At 69.9% G+C, this 17,515-nt stretch carries 23 protein-coding genes, 1 tRNA gene and 1 pseudogene; 15 read left to right on the top strand and 10 right to left on the bottom strand.

Going from position 1 to position 17,515, the window contains the following annotated elements; genetic code table 11:
- Window positions 1–31: 31 nt before the first annotated feature.
- Window positions 32–334 carry a hypothetical protein gene (locus JYK04_RS17455; protein ID WP_030011756.1) on the top strand — a complete coding sequence of 101 codons (303 nt, stop codon included), beginning with the start codon at window positions 32–34 and terminating at the stop codon, window positions 332–334.
- Window positions 335–398: 64 nt separating this feature from the next.
- Here JYK04_RS17455 and JYK04_RS17450 read toward each other — a convergent pair whose 3' ends face one another.
- The gene (locus JYK04_RS17450; RefSeq protein ID WP_189737398.1) at window positions 399–1,013 is read right to left on the bottom strand and encodes an isochorismatase family protein; all 615 of its coding nucleotides are present in this window, start codon (window positions 1,011–1,013) and stop codon (window positions 399–401) included.
- Window positions 1,014–1,294: 281 nt separating this feature from the next.
- Window positions 1,295–2,623, bottom strand: coding sequence for a nicotinate phosphoribosyltransferase (locus JYK04_RS17445; RefSeq protein WP_189737395.1), 1,329 nt, complete (start codon window positions 2,621–2,623; stop codon window positions 1,295–1,297).
- 108 nt (window positions 2,624–2,731) lie between these two features.
- Here JYK04_RS17445 and clpS point away from each other — a divergent pair, with 108 nt between their 5' ends.
- From clpS to JYK04_RS17415, 7 genes are all read left to right on the top strand, one after another.
- Window positions 2,732–3,046 carry an ATP-dependent Clp protease adapter ClpS gene (gene clpS / locus JYK04_RS17440; protein WP_030010601.1) on the top strand — a complete coding sequence of 105 codons (315 nt, stop codon included), beginning with the start codon at window positions 2,732–2,734 and terminating at the stop codon, window positions 3,044–3,046.
- Window positions 3,046–3,648 (top strand): DUF2017 domain-containing protein, encoded by a 603-nt coding sequence (locus JYK04_RS17435; protein ID WP_189737392.1) that lies wholly within the window; start codon window positions 3,046–3,048, stop codon window positions 3,646–3,648. The genes clpS and JYK04_RS17435 overlap by 1 nt, the downstream gene beginning before the upstream one ends.
- Window positions 3,649–3,966: 318 nt before the next feature.
- On the top strand, window positions 3,967–5,406 hold the full coding sequence (locus JYK04_RS17430) for an amino acid permease (RefSeq protein WP_189737389.1): 1,440 nt from the start codon (window positions 3,967–3,969) through the stop codon (window positions 5,404–5,406).
- Window positions 5,407–5,551: 145 nt separating this feature from the next.
- Window positions 5,552–5,974 (top strand): M67 family metallopeptidase, encoded by a 423-nt coding sequence (locus JYK04_RS17425; RefSeq protein WP_150257610.1) that lies wholly within the window; start codon window positions 5,552–5,554, stop codon window positions 5,972–5,974.
- Between the two features lie 77 nt (window positions 5,975–6,051).
- Window positions 6,052–6,159, top strand: a complete 108-nt coding sequence (locus JYK04_RS42145; RefSeq protein WP_314252769.1) for a putative leader peptide — start codon at window positions 6,052–6,054, stop codon at window positions 6,157–6,159.
- Between the two features lie 90 nt (window positions 6,160–6,249).
- Window positions 6,250–6,528: a MoaD/ThiS family protein gene (locus JYK04_RS17420; protein ID WP_030010597.1), complete on the top strand. Its 279-nt coding sequence runs from the start codon at window positions 6,250–6,252 to the stop codon at window positions 6,526–6,528.
- Window positions 6,528–7,478, top strand: coding sequence for a PLP-dependent cysteine synthase family protein (locus JYK04_RS17415; protein WP_189737386.1), 951 nt, complete (start codon window positions 6,528–6,530; stop codon window positions 7,476–7,478). Before JYK04_RS17420 ends, JYK04_RS17415 begins: the two co-directional genes overlap by 1 nt.
- Before the next feature lie 168 nt (window positions 7,479–7,646).
- Here the strand turns inward: JYK04_RS17415 and JYK04_RS17410 are convergent, their stop codons facing one another.
- Window positions 7,647–8,009 (bottom strand): DUF488 domain-containing protein, encoded by a 363-nt coding sequence (locus tag JYK04_RS17410; RefSeq protein WP_229875277.1) that lies wholly within the window; start codon window positions 8,007–8,009, stop codon window positions 7,647–7,649.
- Entirely contained in the window at window positions 8,006–8,425 is a 420-nt protein-coding gene (locus JYK04_RS17405) for a hypothetical protein (protein WP_189737383.1), read from the bottom strand. The genes JYK04_RS17410 and JYK04_RS17405 overlap by 4 nt, the downstream gene beginning before the upstream one ends.
- Window positions 8,426–8,620: 195 nt before the next feature.
- Here JYK04_RS17405 and JYK04_RS17400 point away from each other — a divergent pair, with 195 nt between their 5' ends.
- On the top strand, window positions 8,621–9,373 hold the full coding sequence (locus JYK04_RS17400) for an MBL fold metallo-hydrolase (RefSeq protein WP_189737379.1): 753 nt from the start codon (window positions 8,621–8,623) through the stop codon (window positions 9,371–9,373).
- 74 nt (window positions 9,374–9,447) lie between these two features.
- On the opposite strand, the gene JYK04_RS17395 is transcribed toward JYK04_RS17400, so the two are convergent.
- Both JYK04_RS17395 and JYK04_RS17390 read right to left on the bottom strand, forming a co-directional pair.
- A complete protein-coding gene (locus JYK04_RS17395) occupies window positions 9,448–10,722 on the bottom strand; it encodes a PTS transporter subunit EIIC (protein ID WP_189737376.1) in 1,275 nt (424 codons plus the stop codon).
- Between the two features lie 268 nt (window positions 10,723–10,990).
- The gene (locus JYK04_RS17390) at window positions 10,991–12,292 is read right to left on the bottom strand and encodes a PTS transporter subunit EIIC (protein ID WP_189737373.1); all 1,302 of its coding nucleotides are present in this window, start codon (window positions 12,290–12,292) and stop codon (window positions 10,991–10,993) included.
- A 219-nt stretch (window positions 12,293–12,511) separates the two neighbouring features.
- Here JYK04_RS17390 and JYK04_RS17385 point away from each other — a divergent pair.
- The 4 genes and pseudogenes from JYK04_RS17385 to rdgB form a co-directional block, all read left to right on the top strand.
- Window positions 12,512–12,754, top strand: a pseudogene (locus tag JYK04_RS17385) (PTS sugar transporter subunit IIB); the annotation flags it as partial.
- 105 nt (window positions 12,755–12,859) lie between these two features.
- Window positions 12,860–13,585: a ribonuclease PH gene (gene rph / locus JYK04_RS17380; protein ID WP_030009028.1), complete on the top strand. Its 726-nt coding sequence runs from the start codon at window positions 12,860–12,862 to the stop codon at window positions 13,583–13,585.
- A gap of 105 nt (window positions 13,586–13,690) precedes the next feature.
- Complete coding sequence (locus tag JYK04_RS17375; RefSeq protein ID WP_189737369.1) at window positions 13,691–14,071, top strand: hypothetical protein; 381 nt, start codon at window positions 13,691–13,693, stop codon at window positions 14,069–14,071.
- A 16-nt stretch (window positions 14,072–14,087) separates the two neighbouring features.
- Window positions 14,088–14,702: an RdgB/HAM1 family non-canonical purine NTP pyrophosphatase gene (rdgB, locus tag JYK04_RS17370; RefSeq protein WP_030009030.1), complete on the top strand. Its 615-nt coding sequence runs from the start codon at window positions 14,088–14,090 to the stop codon at window positions 14,700–14,702.
- 54 nt (window positions 14,703–14,756) lie between these two features.
- On the opposite strand, the gene JYK04_RS17365 is transcribed toward rdgB, so the two are convergent.
- The 4 genes from JYK04_RS17365 to bcp form a co-directional block, all read right to left on the bottom strand.
- A tRNA-Leu gene (locus JYK04_RS17365) sits at window positions 14,757–14,829 on the bottom strand.
- Window positions 14,830–14,876: 47 nt separating this feature from the next.
- Entirely contained in the window at window positions 14,877–15,395 is a 519-nt protein-coding gene (locus JYK04_RS17360; protein WP_189737365.1) for an HNH endonuclease signature motif containing protein, read from the bottom strand.
- A complete protein-coding gene (locus JYK04_RS17355; RefSeq protein WP_189737361.1) occupies window positions 15,392–16,036 on the bottom strand; it encodes an HNH endonuclease signature motif containing protein in 645 nt (214 codons plus the stop codon). The genes JYK04_RS17360 and JYK04_RS17355 overlap by 4 nt, the downstream gene beginning before the upstream one ends.
- 133 nt (window positions 16,037–16,169) lie before the next feature.
- Complete coding sequence (gene bcp, locus JYK04_RS17350; RefSeq protein ID WP_189737357.1) at window positions 16,170–16,637, bottom strand: thioredoxin-dependent thiol peroxidase; 468 nt, start codon at window positions 16,635–16,637, stop codon at window positions 16,170–16,172.
- Window positions 16,638–16,696: 59 nt separating this feature from the next.
- Between bcp and JYK04_RS17345 the strand changes: the two genes are divergently transcribed.
- Together JYK04_RS17345 and JYK04_RS17340 are read left to right on the top strand one after the other, a co-directional pair.
- Entirely contained in the window at window positions 16,697–17,062 is a 366-nt protein-coding gene (locus JYK04_RS17345) for a DUF3618 domain-containing protein (protein ID WP_373297429.1), read from the top strand.
- A 43-nt stretch (window positions 17,063–17,105) separates the two neighbouring features.
- Entirely contained in the window at window positions 17,106–17,447 is a 342-nt protein-coding gene (locus JYK04_RS17340) for a GroES family chaperonin (RefSeq protein WP_030009035.1), read from the top strand.
- Window positions 17,448–17,515: the final 68 nt, after the last annotated feature.

Here is a 17,515-nt window from a genome sequence, read left to right as displayed (position 1 = left end):
GAGTGTCTTATTGACGGGGGAGATGACAGCCATGCCAGGCGGAGGTTTCGTGAGATTGCCGGGCGGCAGTGTGGTGGTTGCGCTCATGCTGCCGCGGCCGTCCGGAGAAGGTGGAAATGTCCGCGTGCTGGTGCACGCCGCGAACCGGGCCCGCGCCCTGACCAGGCTGCGGAACCTCGGAATGCGGGCGGTGTACCTGCGGGGCAACGCGCACCCGCCGACCCCGGACGAGGTCACGGCCGTCCTGCACCATCCGGACGGCCTGCTGTGGCGCGGGGCCCCGGACCGGGCGCAGGAGCTCTGGCACCCCATCCGGGCCCTGCTGGGTACCTAGGGGGTGCCTTGTCGATCGGGCCGGACCAGGGCCCGCGAGCCCGGCCTGATCGGCAAGACACCCCCTAGAGGGCGCCCTGGGCGGTGTGGCCCGCCTGACCGCCCACGAGGGCCACACCGGCCGCACGCAGCTCGTCCAGGGCCCGTGCGGTCGTGTGCGGGGCCACGGCGGCGGTCAGGTCCAGCAGGACGCGGGCGGCGAAGCCGGCTCGGGCGGCGTCGAGGGCGGTGGCCTTCACGCAGTGGTCGGTGGCGATCCCGACCACGTCCACCTCGGTGACGTCGCGGTCCCGCAGCCACTGGCCGAGCGTCGTCCCGTTCTCGTCGGCGCCCTCGAATCCGCTGTACGCGGCCTCGTACGCGCCCTTGTCGAAGACGGCGGAGACGGCTCCCGAGGCCACGGCGGGCGCGAAGTTCGGGTGGAAGCCCACGCCCTCGGTCCCGGCGACGCAGTGGACGGGCCAGGAGGTCTCGTAGTCCGGCTCGGCCGGCGGGTGCGCGAAGTGCGACCCCGGGTCGACGTGGTGGTCGCGGGTGGCCACGACGTGCCGGTAGGCGGGCGTGGCCTGGCCGATGTACTCGGTGACGGCGGCGGCGACGTCGGCTCCGCCGGTGACCGCGAGGCTGCCGCCCTCGCAGAAGTCGTTCTGTACGTCGACGACGATCAGTGCGCGGTGCATTTCGCGTGCCCTTCGGCTTGATGGTGTGCTGCGGCGGGCCCTGCGGGGGGCTCTTCCCCCACCCCGCCCCTTCCCGAAACTGGGGCGCCGCCCCAGACCCCGCGCCTCAAACGCCGGCGAGGCTGATCTTCAGCCCCTCCCCTCCGGCGTTTGAGGAGCGGGGTTCGGGGCGGAGCCCCGGTCTTCCAGCCCCGCCGGCGACTGAGGCGCGCGGGACCTGCCCCCGCAGCGGCGCCGCAGGGGCAGGTCCCGCGCAGGGCCCGTAAAGCCGGCCCGGAGGGCTAGACGTACTCCGTCGGGATCACGGCCTCGCCGCGCGAGAGCTGCGTCGCCGAGAGCGGCAGCCCCGCCCGGGCGGCGCGGTGGCGGTCCCGCGCGGCCTCCAGCGGCTCGCGGGCGACCACCTCGCCGGCCTTGACCAGCTGGGTCAGGAGCTGGTGGTCGGCCAGGGCCGCCGGCACCGGGCCCACGCCGATCACCTCCGCCTCCGCGACGCCCTCCGCGTCCCGCCGCCGCGCCGCCCACTTGCGGCCGCCGATGGAGGTCTTGCCGCCCGTGGACTTCTTGGCCACCGGGGCCAGGGTCGCCTTCGGGTCCGCCGAGGTGGCCCGCGCCACCAGCTTGTAGACCATCGAGCACGTCGGGTGCCCGCTGCCGGTCACCAGCTGGGTGCCCACGCCGTACGCGTCCACCGGAGCGGCCGCCAGCGAGGCGATGGCGTACTCGTCGAGGTCCGAGGTGACCACGATCTTCGTCGAGGTCGCGCCCAGCTCGTCGAGCTGCTGCCGCACCCGGTGCGCCACCAGGAGCAGGTCTCCGGAGTCGATCCGGACCGCGCCCAGGTCGGTGCCCGCCACCTCGACGGCGGTACGGACGGCCTCGGCCACGTCGTACGTGTCCACCAGCAGGGTGGTGCCCCGCCCCAGCGAGTCCACCTGTGCCGTGAAGGCGTCCCGCTCGCCGTCGTGGACCAGCGTGAAGGCGTGCGCGCTCGTGCCGACCGTCGGGATGCCGTACCGGAATCCGGCCGCCAGGTCCGAGGTCGAGGTGAAGCCGCCGACGTACGCGGCGCGCGACGCGGCGACGGCCGCCAGCTCGTGCGTGCGCCGGGCGCCCATCTCGATCAGCGGGCGTCCGCCCGCCGCCGAGGACATCCGGGAGGCGGCCGCGGCGATCGCCGAGTCGTGGTTCAGGATCGACAGGATCACGGTCTCCAGCAGCACGCACTCGGCGAAGCTGCCCTCCACCCGCAGGACGGGGGAACCGGGGAAGTAGACCTCCCCCTCCTGGTAGCCCCAGATGTCGCCGGAGAAGCGGTACGAGGCCAGCCAGTCCAGCGTCCGCATGTCGACGACGGCCCGCTCGCGCAGGAATTCCAGCACCGCGCCGTCGAAGCGGAAGTTCTCCACCGCGTCCAGCACCCGCCCGGTTCCGGCGATCACCCCGTAGCGGCGCCCCTCGGGCAGCCGCCGGGTGAACACCTCGAAGACCGAGCGTCGGTCGGCGGTGCCGTTGGCCAGGGCGGCCTGCAGCATCGTGAGCTCGTAATGGTCCGTGAAGAGCGCTGTCGACGGCACGTCCACCGGCAGGCCCAGGTCCGCAGGGTTCATGGCTGGGATGCTAGCGCACATTTCGTCAAAGTGACGAGATGTAGGCGGCGATTGCCGGACCGGGCCGTGCGGCCCCTGTTTGGGCGGTGGTGCGGTCGAGATGGCAGCATGGGACGAGTGAGTGTTGCTCCTGTTGAGATCGAACGCACCGAATCCGCCGAAGAGACCTTCGCGGTCCCCGAACCCGACGTCCCCTGGGTGACCCTGGTGCACAACGACCCGGTCAACCTCATGAGCTACGTGGCGTACGTGTTCCAGGCGTACTTCGGCTATTCGAAGGACGTGGCGCACAAGCTGATGCTCGACGTCCATCACAAGGGGCGGGCGGTCGTCTCGAGCGGCACCCGCGAGGAAATGGAGCGCGACGTGCAGGCCATGCACGGCTACGGCCTGTGGGCGACCCTCTCGCAGGACCGCAACTGATGGGCGGCACCTTCGAATCCATGAAGGGCGGCGGCGCCGCCATCGCGCTCGACGAGATCGAGATCTCGATCCTGCGCTCCCTGGCCGTCCAGCTGCTGGAGCTGATCGGCCCCGGTGCGCCGGAGCCCGCCGAGGACGCCGACCCGCTCGCCGCGCTGTTCGCCGAGGGCCCCTCCGAGCCCCCGTCCGACCCGGCGCTGGCCCGGCTCTTCCCCGACGCCTACGGGGCCCCCGACGGGGCCGGCGACAAGGGTGTCGCCCCCGAGGAGCTCGCGGCCCGCTCCGCGGAATTCCGCCGCTTCACCGAGAACGACCTGCGCGCCCGCAAGCGCGAGGACGCGCTGGCGGTCGTCCGCAGCCTGGACGGGCTCACCCCGGCCGGCGACGGCGCGGCGGTGCTGGAGCTGTCCGGCGAGCTGCCGCTGCGCTGGCTCGGCGCGCTCAACGACCTGCGCCTGACCATCGCGGCCCGCCTCGACATCACCGAGGACGACGAGAGCGCGGTGCTGTTCCGGCTGCCGGACGAGGACCCGCGCAAGCCGATGGTGATGGCCTACCTCTGGCTCGGCGGACTCCAGGAAACCTTGATCGAAACCCTCTGAGAATCCTCAAGAGGGAACACCGTTCGCTCAGCGGACGCTCAAATCCGGATAACGATCAGATCACCGCCATGCGGTGATCTGATCCATTTCCGGGACTTTGGGGTGATTTTTTGATGCCCTCCGCCACATTTCTCCCCCTCGGGCGGCCGTAAGCACGTGATAAATCTTCACGATCGCCGACGGGACGCCACCCATGTCCCCCGGCTCGCTTTGACCGGCTGACCGCCGGCGTGCAACTCCATCCGTATCCGGGGGGATCGAGGACCCGATCCGCAGCCAATGAAGGCGCGGGTCGGCGTGGAGAAAGGCGCACCAGACATGACCTCAGTGCAGGTCGAGCAGCACGACAAGACGCCCGGCGAGGGCGGACAGGGTGAGGGCGGCGAGGGTTACCACCGCACGCTCGGCGCCCGCCAGATCCAGATGATCGCGATCGGCGGGGCCATCGGCACCGGCCTGTTCCTGGGCGCGGGCAAGGCGATCTCCAAGGCGGGCCCGAGCCTGATCCTGGCGTACGCCATCGCCGGCCTGGTCATCTTCTTCATCATGCGGGCCCTGGGCGAGCTGCTCATGTACCGGCCCGTCTCCGGTTCCTTCTCGGACTACGCCCGCGAGTTCCTGGGCCCGTTCTGGGGATACGTCACCGGCTGGACGTACTGGCTGTTCTGGGTGGTCACCGGCATCACCGAGGTCACCGCGGCCGCGCAGTACATGTCGTACTGGACCCACGACAGCTTCCCGCAGTGGGCCTACGCGCTGATCTTCACGGTCATCCTCTACGCCGCCAACCTGATCTCCGTGAAGCTCTTCGGTGAGCTGGAGTTCTGGTTCTCCATGGTCAAGGTCACCGCCATCGTCGGCATGATCCTGATCTGCGCCGGCATCCTCACCATCGGCTTCTCCGACGCGGCCGACACCGCCACCGTCTCCAACCTGTGGAACGACGGCGGCTTCTTCCCCAAGGGCATCGGCGGCACGCTGATGACCCTGCAGATCGTGATGTTCGCCTTCCTCGCGGTCGAGCTCGTCGGCGTCACCGCCGGCGAGTCCAAGGACCCCGAGAAGACCCTGCCCAAGGCCATCAACACCGTGCCGTGGCGCATCGCCGTCTTCTACGTCGGCGCGCTCATCATGATCCTGTCGGTCGTCCCGTGGACGCACTTCCAGCCGGGCGTCTCGCCCTTCGTCGCCGCCTTCGAGCGCATGGGCCTGGGCATCGGCGCCGCGATCGTCAACTTCGTCGTGCTGACCGCCGCCCTGTCCTCCTGCAACTCGGGCATGTACTCCACCGGCCGCATGCTGCGCGACCTCGCGATCAACGGCCAGGGCCCGAAGGTCTTCACCCAGCTCACCAAGAGCGGCACCCCGCTGGTCGGCACCACCTTCTCCGCCGCGCTGATGCTGGTGGGCGTCTGGATCAACTACGTCGCCCCGGGCAAGGCCTTCGACTACGTCGTCTCCTTCGCCACCATCTCCGGCATGTGGGCCTGGATCATGATCCTGGTCTGCCAGATCCGCTACCGGGCCAAGTCCGACCGCGGCGAGCTCCCGCAGTCGGCGTTCCGCGCCCCCGGCGCCCCGTACTCGAGCTGGTTCGCACTGCTCTTCATCGGCATGGTCATCGTGATGATGGGCGCCGACAAGGACTCCCGCGTGTCGCTGTACTGCGCCCCGCTGTGGGGCCTGATCCTGGGTGTCTCCTACCTGGTCATGAAGTCCCGCGACCCGCGCGGCGCGGCCTTCACCAAGGCCTCGTAGCACCCGGAGACCGCGGGTCCCGGCCGCCTGCCGCGGCCGGGAACCGCGCCCCCACGACGTTGCCCCCGGGGCGACGTGTCCATCATGCGGGCCCTTCCGTACCACTCCTCGGTACGGAAGGGCCCGTCTGCTTATCCTGTCGCTCATGCTGACCCTCACCCAGGCCCTGTACGACCAGATCGTCGAGCACGCCCGCCAGGACCACCCCGACGAGGCGTGCGGTGTCGTGGCCGGCCCGGCGGGCACCGACCGCCCCGAGCGGTTCGTCCCGATGCTCAACGCGGCCCGCTCGCCCACGTTCTACGAGTTCGACTCGAAGGATCTGCTGAAGCTCTACCGCGATCTGGACGACCGCGACGAGGAGCCGGTGATCGTCTACCACTCGCACACCGCGACCGAGGCCTACCCCTCGCGCACCGACGTCACGTACGCGAACGAGCCCGGCGCGCACTACGTGCTCGTCTCGACGGCGGACAAGGACGGCCTCGGGGAGTTCCAGTTCCGCTCCTACCGGATCGTCGACGGAGTGATCACCGAGGAGGAAGTGCAGGTCGTCGACGCCTACTGACCAGCATGTGAGCCGCTGACGTCCACGATGCGGGATCACACTCCAAACGGGGGACCGGGAATCGTTAACATGACCGCATGGTTTCCCACGACGTGAGCATCGAGACGCCCGGCAGGCTGCTGCTCGTGGCGCGGCTGCACGTCGACCTGTGCCGCCTCGCCAGTGCCATCTGTCCTGCGCTCTGAGCACCAGAGCCCTTCCGCGCGGGGGGCCGACGAACCGCGCGCCGCACCTTCCCACGCTTCTCACGCACTCCCAGACGACTGGAGACAGCCATGGCCATCGAGGTCCGCATCCCCACCATCCTCCGCACCTACACCGAAGGCGAGAAGGCCGTCTCCGGTGAGGGCGCGACGCTCGCCGACCTCTTTGCCGACCTGGAGACCCGTCACAAGGGCATCGAGGAGCGCATCGTCGACGGCGGCCAGCTCCGCCGCTTCGTCAACGTCTACCTCAACGACGAGGACGTCCGCTTCCTCGACGGCATCTCCACCGCCCTCAAGGACGGCGACAGCGTCACCATCCTCCCGGCCGTGGCCGGCGGATCGAAGTAATGCGCTACGACTCCCCGCTGGCCGCGGTCGGCAACACGCCGCTGGTCCGGCTGCCCCGGCTGTCGCCCTCGGACGACGTCCGCATCTGGGCGAAGCTGGAGGACCGCAACCCGACCGGCTCGATCAAGGACCGCCCCGCGCTCCACATGGTCGAGCAGGCCGAGAAGGACGGCCGGCTCTACCCCGGCTGCACCATCCTGGAGCCCACCTCGGGCAACACCGGCATCTCGCTGGCGATGGCGGCCAAGCTCAAGGGCTACCGCATCGTGTGCGTGATGCCGGAGAACACCAGCCAGGAGCGGCGCGACCTGCTGGCCATGTGGGGAGCCGAGATCATCTCGTCGCCGGCCGCCGGCGGCTCGAACACCGCGGTCCGGGTGGCCAAGGAACTGGCCGCCGAGCACCCCGACTGGGTGATGCTCTACCAGTACGGCAACCCGGACAACGCGGGCGCCCACTACGCCACCACGGGCCCGGAGATCCTCACGGACCTCCCCTCCATCACCCACTTCGTGGCGGGCCTGGGCACCACCGGCACCCTCATGGGCGTCGGCCGCTACCTGCGCGAGAACGTGCCGGGCATCAAGATCGTCGCAGCCGAGCCGCGCTACGACGACCTGGTCTACGGGCTGCGCAACCTGGACGAGGGCTTCGTCCCGGAGCTCTACGACGCCTCCGTGCTCACCACCCGCTTCTCGGTGGGCTCGGCGGACGCGGTGACCCGCACGCGGGAGCTCCTCCAGCTGGAGGGGATCTTCGCCGGCGTCTCCACGGGGGCCGCCCTGCACGCGGCGATCGGCGTCGGCCGCAAGGCGGTGGTCGCGGGCGAATCGGCGGACATCGTCTTCGTCGTGGCCGACGGCGGCTGGAAGTACCTGTCGACGGGCGTCTACACGGCCGCGACCACCGAGGAAGCCATCGAGGTCCTCCAGGGCCAACTCTGGGCGTAGCCCCTGCGAAGCCCCTGCGGGGTTGCCCGCGCGGTACCAGGCACAGAGCCGCTTCCCGGGCTCTGCCCGGACCCGGTCCTCAAACGCCGGACGACTGAAAAAGATCAGCCTCGCCGGCGTTTGAGGCGCGGGGTCCGGGGCGGAGCCCCGTGCAGCGGCGCCGCACGGTCAGTCCGACAGCCGCTCCGCCAGGATCGCCGCATGGCTTGAGGCCGGGTCCTTGACCGCGGTCAGGAGGGTGACCGGGCCCGCCTCGGCCAGCGACCGCAGGCGGCCGAGTTCCGCCACCGCCCCCGGCTCCGCCAGCTCCGCCTCGTACCGCCGCCGGAACTCCCGCGCCGAACCGCCGTCGTGGAACCACTTCCGCAGCTCCGCCGACGGCGTCACCGCCTTCGGCCACTCGTCCACCCCCGCCACCGCCTTCGCCAGGCCCCGCGGCCAGAGCCGGTCCACGAGGACCCGCACCCCGTCCGCCCCCGGCTCCGGCGGGTCGTACACCCGCCGCAGGCGGATCACCGGTTTCCGCGTCACCGCGCGCCTCCCAGACCCTTGATCTCGTCCCACACCGCGGGGTCCAGCATCCCCATCCGGGCCCGGAACTCCCACAGCGACACCTCCGCCGGCCGGTCCGCCTCCAGGAAGCTCGCCCGGCCCTGCGCCCCCACCGTCCCCGGGGGCAGCGGGATCACCCCGGCCCGCCGGTCGTCGTACTTCCCGGTGATCCACGCGACCCGCGCCCGGTGGCCCCGTACCGACCCCACTGCGAGGACCAGGCACGTACGGCCGTCCGCCAGGGACCACAGTTCACCCGCCTTCGGGTGCGGCGGCGGACCGGTGCCGTGCGCCGGCGGGGCCCGGCGGGGCAGCCCGGGGCGGCCCCCGGCGACCAGCACCAGCAGTGCCACGGCCACCACCGCGGCCACCGCGGGCCACCAGGACGTGTCCATGCTTCGACCGTAGCCGCGCGGGAACGCCCCGGCATGGCAACGCCCGTACACACCGTCGCTCCCCCGGGTGACAGCGCAGGTGATTCCCCCCACAACGGCCTGCCGCGGAGGAGCGACCGGACGTTTCGCGCCTTACGCTCGACGCACGCACGGCCCGCATTCCGTCCACGGACCGTCCTCGGAGGTTCACGCTCCATGAAGCTCACCGTCGTCGGCTGCTCGGGGTCGTTCCCGTCCGCGGAATCGGCCTGTTCGAGCTACCTCGTCGAGGCCGACGGCTTCCGGCTGCTCCTCGACATGGGCAACGGCGCCCTCGGCGAGCTGCAGCGCCACATCGGCCTCTACGACCTCGACGCGATCTTCCTGAGCCACCTGCACGCCGACCACTGCATCGACATGTGCGCGTACTTCGTCGCCCGCTACTACCGGCACGAGGGCGGCCGCTGCGGCACGATCCCCGTCTACGGGCCCGAGGGCACCGAGCGCCGCCTGACCACCGCCTACGACGACGTCCCCGACGAGCGCTCGATGAGCGAGGTCTTCGACTTCCGCACCCTGAAGTCCGGGACCTTCGAGATCGGCCCGTTCCAGATCCGCACCGAGCGGGTCTCCCACCCGGTCGAGGCGTACGGCATCCGCATCGAGCACGGCGGCCGCTCGCTCACGTACTCCGGGGACACCGGCACCTGCCCCGAGCTGGGCCTGCTCGCCGACGGCACCGACCTGTTCCTGTGCGAGTCCTCCTTCACGCACGGCAAGGAGGACATCCCGGGCCTCCACCTGAACGGCCGCGAGGCGGGCGAGTACGCGGCGGGCGGCCGCGTCGGCCGGCTCGTCCTCACCCACATCCCGCCGTGGACCGACCCCGAGCAGAACCTCGCCGACGCCCGCGCGGTCTACGACGGTCCGGTCGAGCTGGCGCACGCGGGCGCGGTCTACGAGCTCTGACCCCGAGCGGCCCGAACGCGGAAGCCCCCGCCCTCCCTTCCGGGAGAGCGGGGGCTCCTTCGTTCCTGCGGTGCCTACTTGGCGTCCGCCTTGGCCATCTCGGCCAGCTCCTCGTCGGACTCGCGGCCCGGCGTCGGGAGGTTGAACTTGGTGATCGCGAAGCGGAACCCGAAGTAGTAGACCGCTCCGAAGACCAGACCCACCGGAATGATCATCCATGGGTTGGTCGCCTTGCTCCAGCCGAGACCGAGGTCGATCAGACCCGCGGAGAAGGTGAAGCCCGCGTGGACCCCCAGCGCCCAGGTGATCGCCATGGAGAGGGCGGTCAGGACGGCGTGGATCGCGTACAGCACCGGCGCGATGAACATGAACGAGAACTCGATGGGCTCGGTGACACCCGTGACGAACGAGGTGAGGGCGAGCGAGACCATCATGCCGGTGACGGCCTTGCGGCGCTCCGGGCGGGCGGTGTGGGCGATGGCCAGGGCGGCGGCCGGGAGGCCGAACATCATGATCGGGAAGAAGCCCGTCATGAACAGACCGGCCTCCGGGTCACCGGCGAAGAAGCGGTTCAGGTCACCGTGGACGACCTCGCCGGCGGCGTTGGTGAAGTCACCGATCTGGAACCAGGCGACGGTGTTGACGAACTGGTGCATGCCGATCGGGATCAGTGCGCGGTTGATGACACCGAAGATGCCGGCGCCCGCGGCGCCCAGCCCGGTCATCCACTCACCGAAGTTGGAGATGACCTCGCCGATCGGCTGCCACACCAGGCCGAAGAACACCCCGACGATGACGCCGACGAAGGCCATGATGATCGGGACGAGCCGGCGGCCGTTGAAGAAGCCGAGCCAGTCCACCAGCTTGGTGCGGTGGTAGCGCTGCCACAGGACCGCGGCGAGCAGACCCATGATGATGCCGCCGAGGACACCGGGGTTGTTGTACACCGCCGGGATGTCGACACCCTTGTTCTCGGTGGTGTTGATGATGGCCTCGTGCACCGGGAACGCGGTGAGCACGTTCTTGTAGACGAGGAAGCCGACGAGGGCGGCGAGCGCCGTGGAGCCGTCCGCCTTCTTGGCGAAGCCGATGGCGACACCGATGCAGAACAGGAGCGGCAGGTTGCTGAAGACGGCGTCACCGGCGGTGGCGAACACCGTGGCGACCTTGCCCCAGCCGAGACCGTCCGCGCCGAAGACGTCGGGCTGGCCCAGCCGGAGCAGGATGCCCGCGGCGGGCAGGACGGCGATGGGCAGCTGGAGGCTGCGGCCGACCTTCTGCAGACCCTGGAACAGGCCGGATCCCCGCTTCTTGGCGGGCGGCGCAGCGGCGTCAGTAGCCGTACTCATAACTTCCTCCGGGGGGAGCAAGGCGCCGCCAAGGGGTGGAACCAAGAGGGACGGCGACGTCTCAGAAAGGGGGACACGCCGCCGGGGGAAGCGGTCGTGGTCTACACCAATTCATGGTGTAGACCAGTTGTAACACGGTGAGGGTTAGATAAGGAACCTTCGATTTCCTGTGGCCTGGATCACATACCGAGAGGCGTGCCGAAGGGCCTCCGGATCGTGATCCGGAGGCCCTTGACGGACCGTGCGGTAACCCTGCCGCGAAGCGGGCTCAGGCCTTGGTGGTCTCCGACTGCATCGCCTCGATCTCCTCGTCCGACTCCCGGCCGGGCGTCGCCAGGTCGAACTTCGTGATCGCGAAGCGGAACACCACGTAGTAGACGAGCGCGAAGCACAGACCGATCGGAACGATCAGCCAGGGCTTCGTCGCCAGGTTCCAGTTGATGACGTAGTCGATCAGACCCGCCGAGAAGCTGAAGCCGTCCTTGACGCCCAACCCCCACGACACCGCCATGGACACACCCGTCAGCACCGCGTGCACCGCGTACAGCGCGGGCGCGACGAAGAGGAAGGAGTACTCCAGCGGCTCGGTGATCCCGGTGACGAACGAGGTCAGCGCCACCGACAGCATCAGACCGCCGACCTCCTTGCGCCGCTGCGGCTTCGCGCAGTGCGTGATCGCCAGCGCCGCCGCCGGCAGCGCGAACATCATGATCGGGAAGAAGCCCGTCAGGAACAGCCCCGCGGTCGGGTCGCCGTGCAGGAACATGTTGATGTCACCGTGGTACGTCTTCCCGTCCGGCGCCGTGTACGACCCGAACTGGAACCACACCGGCACGTTCAGGAACTGGTGCAGGCCGATCACCAGCAACGCGCGGTTCGCGACGCCGAAGATGCCACCGCCCCACGCACCGAGCCCGCGCAGCCAGTCGGAGAAGCTCTCCAGCGCGTCACCGACCGGCGGCCAGACCCACAGGCAGAGCGCGGCGAAGGCGATCGCGACGAAGGACATGACGATCGGGACCAGCCGCCGGCCGTTGAAGAAGCCGAGCCAGTCCACCAGCTTCACCCGGTGGTACCGCTGCCAGAAATAGGCCGCCAGCAGCCCCATGATGATGCCGCCGAAGACCCCGGGGTTCTGGTACGTGTACGCCACGAAGGTGTCGTTCGGCCCCAGGCAGCCGCCCCCGATGTCCTTGGTCCCCGCCGGGCAGGCCTTCTGGAACGCGTGCAGCACCCCCCGGTAGACGAGGAACCCCGCCGTGGCCGCGAGGGCGGTCGAACCGTCCGCCTTCTTCGCCATGCCGATGGCGACGCCGATGCAGAAGAGGAGCGGCAGGCCGAGATCGGGATCGAGCAGCGCCCCGCCCGCGCCCGCCATCACCTTGGCGACGTCCGTCCACTGCAGGCCGTCCGAGCCGAAGACGTCCGGCTGCCCGAGCCGCAGCAGGATGCCCGCCGCGGGCAGGACGGCGATCGGGAGCTGAAGGCTGCGCCCCATCTTCTGCAGCCCTTGGAACAGGTTGTTCCGCCAGTTCGGCTGTGGCGCTGCTTCGGAGCTGCTCACGCTCATCGGCGTCCTCCCTGACCGGCCCGTTTTGGCTGCCGCAACACTTACGGCACACTGGTGTAGACCAGTTGTGGGGCAGGTTGCTGCTGATCGTCATCATTCGGCAGAGGCCGGTCACGTGCCTGCATAGATGGGCCAACCGTGCGTTACCGTGACAAAGCGGACCGTGCAGGTGGGTAGCCACGTACTGGCCGCCGAGACTCGTTCTTCGAAACACTCAGGGAGAAACACATGGCCACCAAGGCTGAGAAGATCGTCGCCGGGCTCGGCGGCATCGAGAACATCGAAGAGGTCGAGGGCTGCATCACCCGCCTGCGCACCGAGGTCATCAACCCGGACCTCGTCGACGAAGCCGCACTCAAGGCCGCCGGCGCCCACGGCGTCGTCAAGATGGGCACCGCGATCCAGGTCGTCATCGGCACCGACGCCGACCCGATCGCCGCCGACATCGAAGACATGATGTGATCCGGACCTCCTAGCCAGGTCCCAGCGGACCCCGTCCCGGAAGCCCCGGACGGGGTCTTCGCACAGCGGCACGGGCCCAGGTCGGCACCGACTAGGCTCGGAGCCATGTCTCGCATCGACGGCCGTACGCCCGAACAGCTCCGCCCGGTCACCATCGAACGCGGATGGAGCAAGCACGCCGAGGGCTCCGTCCTCGTCTCCTTCGGAGACACCAAGGTCTTCTGCACCGCCTCCTTCACCGAAGGCGTCCCGCGCTGGCGCAAGGGCAGCGGCGAAGGCTGGGTCACCTCCGAATACTCGATGCTGCCCCGCTCCACCAACACCCGCGGCGACCGCGAATCCGTCCGCGGCAAGATCGGCGGCCGCACCCACGAGATCTCCCGCCTGATCGGCCGCTCCCTGCGCGCCGTCATCGACTACAAGGCCCTCGGCGAGAACACCATCGTCCTGGACTGCGACGTCCTCCAGGCCGACGGCGGCACCCGCACCGCCGCCATCACCGGCGCCTACGTCGCCCTCGCCGACGCCGTCGCCTGGGGCCAGAAGAAGAAGTTCATCAAGGCCGGCCGCAAGCCGCTCACCGGCACCGTCGCCGCCGTCAGCGTCGGCATCGTCGACGGCGTCCCGCTCCTCGACCTCTGCTACGAGGAGGACGTGCGCGCCGAGACCGACATGAACGTGGTCTGCACCGGCGACGGCCGCTTCGTCGAGGTCCAGGGCACCGCCGAGGGCGAGCCCTTCGACCGCAAGGAACTGAACGCCCTCCTCGACCTCGCCGCCGGCGGCTGCGCGGACCTGGAAGCCATCCAGCGGGGCGCACTCGAACTGTAAGCGGCAACCGCCGGGCCCGGCCCGGCGTCCAGGAAGATACGGGCGCACGGTCTCGAAGCCGTGCGCCCGTCCTCGTAGCGTCCAAGCCCTCAGGGGGAGAACCGCATGAAGCTCCGCATAGCGGCCGTAGCCGTGGCCGCCGTACTCACCGTCCCGGCCCTGTCCGCCTGCGACGCGATCTCCACGGCGATGGACTGCGCGAACACGGCCGTGGCCATCACGGACGGCGCGAACGACCTCCAGCAGGCCGTCTCCCAGGCGGGCAACAGCCCCCAGGACGCCCAGAACGCGCTCAACCAGATCGAGGCGAACCTGAAGAAGATCGGCGACCAGACGGACAACGCCGACCTGGGCAAGGCCATCGACTCGATGAACACCGCCGTCAAGAACGTCCGCACCTCGATCGAGAGCGGCAACAGCGTCCCGGACATCCAGCCGGTGGCGGACGCGGCCGGCGAGATCTCCAAGGTCTGCACCCCGGGCTGACCCGGATAATGGAGGCATGACCTCGACGCCCAGCCGCCTGATCCTGGCCACCCGCAACGCGGGCAAAGTCTCCGAACTCCGCGCGATCCTGTCCGACGCCGGCCTGCCGCACGAGCTGGTCGGCGCGGACGCGTACCCCGAGATCCCGGACGTCAAGGAAACCGGCGTCACCTTCGCCGAGAACGCCCTCCTCAAGGCCCACGCCCTGGCCCGCGCCACCGGCCTCCCGGCGGTCGCCGACGACTCCGGCCTCTGCGTGGACGTCCTGCACGGCGCCCCCGGCATCTTCTCGGCGCGCTGGGCCGGCACCCACGGCGACGACAAGGCCAACCTGGACCTGCTGCTGGCCCAGCTCGGCGACATCGCGGACGAGAACCGCGGGGCCCACTTCGCGTGCGCGGCGGCCCTGGCGCTCCCGGACGGCACGGAACGCGTCGTCGAGGGCCGCCTCCTCGGCACCCTCCGCCACACCCCGTCCGGCACGGGCGGCTTCGGCTACGACCCGATCCTCCAGCCGCAGGGCGACACCCGCACGTGCGCGGAACTGACCCCGGCGGAGAAGAACGCCATCTCCCACCGCGGCCAGGCCTTCCGCGCCCTGGTCCCCTTCGTCCGCGCCCTCCTGGGCTGACGCGGCGAGGCCTGGCCTCCCGAGTCCCGGGAGGCCAGGCCTCGTTGTACTGGGTACGCCCGGTCGGATTCGAACCGACATACATGGCCACCTAAAGACCACCGCTCAGCCGTTGGCGTACGGGCGCGCGCCAGAGACACTCTACTGCGCGTCACGCCGTGCACGGGAGCGGATTCAGTGGCTGCGCAGGCCTCCCCGGCACCAGGTGTTGGTGATCGCGTGGCAGTTGGGGCACAGCAGCCGCAGATTCTCCTGACGGTCGTCGCTCCAGTCGCCGTTCACGTGGTCGATCTCCAAGGTCATGGGCCGCCCGCCCCACTCGGGCGGCGTTCCGCACATGCCGCAGAGCTCCGGAACCCCGACCTCGCGAAGCGCTCGCCGCAGCAGGTATGTGCGTGTTCGTCGCCTGCCGTCATGCTTGACCAGGATGTCCGACGCGGGCTTCATCGGTACGGTCCCCGGCTTGCCACGCCGATGTGCTTGCCCGAGAAAGTGGGAAGTGGAGAGGCCCTCCTCGGCGATCCGCTGCTTCAGCGCCTCGCGGTGGGCTCCGGACCGGTGGCCCAGGCGCCGGAGGACCTCCGCCAGCGAATGCGACGACGTGACCGCCTCATGCAGCGCCTCCCGGTCCGGGGTGACGCGGCGCCCGTGGTCCCGGCGTTCGCGCGCGTGGCGTTCTTCTCCGGTGCTCATCGACGGCGTCCCTTCGCTCGGCCACGGTATGTGTCGGTGGTCGAGTGGCAGTTGGGGCAGAGCAACCGTAGGTTCTCGGGCAGGTTGTTCCGCCAGTCCCCGTCCACGTGGTCCACTTCCAGCGGTAGCGGGTGGCCCCGCCAGGTCGGCGGTGTGCCGCACATCTGGCACAGCTCGGACACGCCCAGCGCGGCCAACGCCCGTTTCAGATGCTCGCTCTGCATGCGCCGGGCGTCGGGTCCGTGCTGCTTGACCAGAAGGCTCTCCGGGCTGCGCCGGGTCTTGGGACGTCCGGCAGGAGAGGGCAGTTCGAAGTGGGAGGTGTCTATGCCGAATGCCTTGACCCGCCGGCTGATGTGCGTGTGGTGGCCACCCACGACCTCAAGGCCGAGGTGTCGCAGAACCTGGCACATGTTCGTCGAATCGGCGACAGCCGCGGCCAGGATCTCCCTCGTCCACTTGACGGCTTCCGCTCGCTCGAAGTGGGACGTGTCCACGCCCAGCCTCCGCATGCGGTCGTGCAGATAGCGCCGCGAGCCGCTCTTCGGATCGACCCCCAGCTTCTCCAGCGCCTCCGACAGCGTGCGCGACGTGCGCGCCGCCTCCGCGAGGCGTTCCTGCGTGTACGGGCTGATCGGCACCCCGGCCCCTCCGTTCCGGCCGCGCGTTCGTGGCCTCGTACGGATTAACGGACCAGATTGCGGGGAGTTACGTCCGATAAACGGAGCGGCCCGCGCCGGGTGGCGCGGGCCGTTTGCGGAGGGAGGGCGGGGGTCAGAGGCCCAGGTCTTTGATGATCTTGGCTACGTGGCCCGTGGCCTTGACGTTGTAGAAGGCGTGCTCCACCTTGCCCGCCTCGTCGACGACCACCGTGGAGCGGATGACCCCGGTCACCGTCTTGCCGTACAGCTTCTTCTCGCCGTACGCGCCGTACGCCGTCAGCGTCTCCTTCTCCGGGTCGCTGACCAGGGTGACCTTCAGGTCCTCCTTCTCGCGGAACTTCGCAAGCTTCTCCGGCTTGTCCGGGGACACGCCGATGACGTCGTAGCCGTGTCCCGTCAGGAAGGCCAGGTTGTCCGTGAAGTCGCAGGCCTGCTTCGTGCAGCCCGGGGTCAGCGCGGACGGGTAGAAGTAGACGATCACCTTGCGGCCCTTGTGGTCGGCGAGCGAGACCTCGTTGCCGTCCGCATCGGGCAGGGTGAAGGCGGGGGCGGTGTCGCCCGGCTGGAGTCGCTCGCTCATCGTGACACTCTCCTCGGGAGGGGATCGGTATGCCATGAGACTAAGCTGACAGACTGTTCATGGCGGACTACGCCCCACACGACCACGACGACGGAGGCAGCGCGGTGCCGGAAGCCAGGACCCCCGCACAGATCGAGGCGGACATCGTCCGCCGCCGTGAGCAGCTCGCCGAGACGCTCGACGAGATCGGTGTGCGCATGCACCCGAAGACGATCATCGGGGACGCGAAGGCACGGGTCGCCTCGTCCGTCGACCAGACCGCCGGGCGGGCCTTCGCCGCGGTGAACCGGTTCGTGACGGATGTGCGCGACGGCCTGCGCCACGACGACGGGGCTCCGCGCGTCGACCGGATCGTGCCCGTCGCGCTGGTCGCCGTGAGCCTGGTCGGGCTGCTCGTGGTGTCGGCGCGCCGCAAGAGCGGATGACCCTGAGGGGTACGGGACGGGCGCGGGCAGGTAGGTTCGGGGCGTGAGCGAGAACACCACCCACGACAAGCTGCCCATTCGCATGCTGCACGACCGCGTGCTCGTGAAGTCCGATCTGCCCGAGGGCGAGCGGCGCTCGGGCGGCGGCATCCTGATTCCCGCGACGGCCGCGGTGGGCAAGCGGCTGGCCTGGGCCGAGGTGGTCGCGGTCGGGCAGAACGTCCGGACGGTCGAGCCCGGTGACCGGGTGCTGTACGACCCCGAGGACCGTGCCGAGGTCGAGGTGCGCGGTGCGACGTACGTGCTGATGCGCGAGCGGGACCTGCACGCCGTGGCCGCGGAGCGGCTGGAGGGGTCGGAGGACTCCACCGGGCTGTACCTCTGAGGCGTTGACCAAGTGCTGAAGTGCTGAAGTGCTGAAGGGCTGGTGGCCCAGGTCACCGGCCCTTTTCG

This window comes from Streptomyces nojiriensis, from assembly GCF_017639205.1.
Lineage (GTDB): Bacteria > Actinomycetota > Actinomycetes > Streptomycetales > Streptomycetaceae > Streptomyces > Streptomyces nojiriensis.
Note: the sequence above shows the minus strand (reverse complement) of the source record. Positions and strands in the feature narration are given on the sequence as shown.

Bases quoted from the DNA above. Each gene is read 5' to 3' on its own strand.
- JYK04_RS17455 (WP_030011756.1), top strand. From the start codon at position 32: ATGCCAGGCGGAGGTTTCGTGAGATTGCCGGGCGGCAGTGTGGTGGTT.
- JYK04_RS17450 (WP_189737398.1), bottom strand. From the start codon at position 1,013: ATGCACCGCGCACTGATCGTCGTCGACGTACAGAACGACTTCTGCGAG.
- JYK04_RS17445 (WP_189737395.1), bottom strand. From the start codon at position 2,623: ATGAACCCTGCGGACCTGGGCCTGCCGGTGGACGTGCCGTCGACAGCG.
- clpS (WP_030010601.1), top strand. From the start codon at position 2,732: ATGGGACGAGTGAGTGTTGCTCCTGTTGAGATCGAACGCACCGAATCC.
- JYK04_RS17435 (WP_189737392.1), top strand. From the start codon at position 3,046: ATGGGCGGCACCTTCGAATCCATGAAGGGCGGCGGCGCCGCCATCGCG.
- JYK04_RS17430 (WP_189737389.1), top strand. From the start codon at position 3,967: ATGACCTCAGTGCAGGTCGAGCAGCACGACAAGACGCCCGGCGAGGGC.
- JYK04_RS17425 (WP_150257610.1), top strand. From the start codon at position 5,552: ATGCTGACCCTCACCCAGGCCCTGTACGACCAGATCGTCGAGCACGCC.
- JYK04_RS42145 (WP_314252769.1), top strand. From the start codon at position 6,052: ATGGTTTCCCACGACGTGAGCATCGAGACGCCCGGCAGGCTGCTGCTC.
- JYK04_RS17420 (WP_030010597.1), top strand. From the start codon at position 6,250: ATGGCCATCGAGGTCCGCATCCCCACCATCCTCCGCACCTACACCGAA.
- JYK04_RS17415 (WP_189737386.1), top strand. From the start codon at position 6,528: ATGCGCTACGACTCCCCGCTGGCCGCGGTCGGCAACACGCCGCTGGTC.
- JYK04_RS17405 (WP_189737383.1), bottom strand. From the start codon at position 8,425: ATGGACACGTCCTGGTGGCCCGCGGTGGCCGCGGTGGTGGCCGTGGCA.
- JYK04_RS17400 (WP_189737379.1), top strand. From the start codon at position 8,621: ATGAAGCTCACCGTCGTCGGCTGCTCGGGGTCGTTCCCGTCCGCGGAA.
- JYK04_RS17395 (WP_189737376.1), bottom strand. From the start codon at position 10,722: ATGAGTACGGCTACTGACGCCGCTGCGCCGCCCGCCAAGAAGCGGGGA.
- JYK04_RS17390 (WP_189737373.1), bottom strand. From the start codon at position 12,292: ATGAGCGTGAGCAGCTCCGAAGCAGCGCCACAGCCGAACTGGCGGAAC.
- rph (WP_030009028.1), top strand. From the start codon at position 12,860: ATGTCTCGCATCGACGGCCGTACGCCCGAACAGCTCCGCCCGGTCACC.
- JYK04_RS17375 (WP_189737369.1), top strand. From the start codon at position 13,691: ATGAAGCTCCGCATAGCGGCCGTAGCCGTGGCCGCCGTACTCACCGTC.
- rdgB (WP_030009030.1), top strand. From the start codon at position 14,088: ATGACCTCGACGCCCAGCCGCCTGATCCTGGCCACCCGCAACGCGGGC.
- JYK04_RS17360 (WP_189737365.1), bottom strand. From the start codon at position 15,395: ATGAGCACCGGAGAAGAACGCCACGCGCGCGAACGCCGGGACCACGGG.
- bcp (WP_189737357.1), bottom strand. From the start codon at position 16,637: ATGAGCGAGCGACTCCAGCCGGGCGACACCGCCCCCGCCTTCACCCTG.
- JYK04_RS17345 (WP_373297429.1), top strand. From the start codon at position 16,697: ATGGCGGACTACGCCCCACACGACCACGACGACGGAGGCAGCGCGGTG.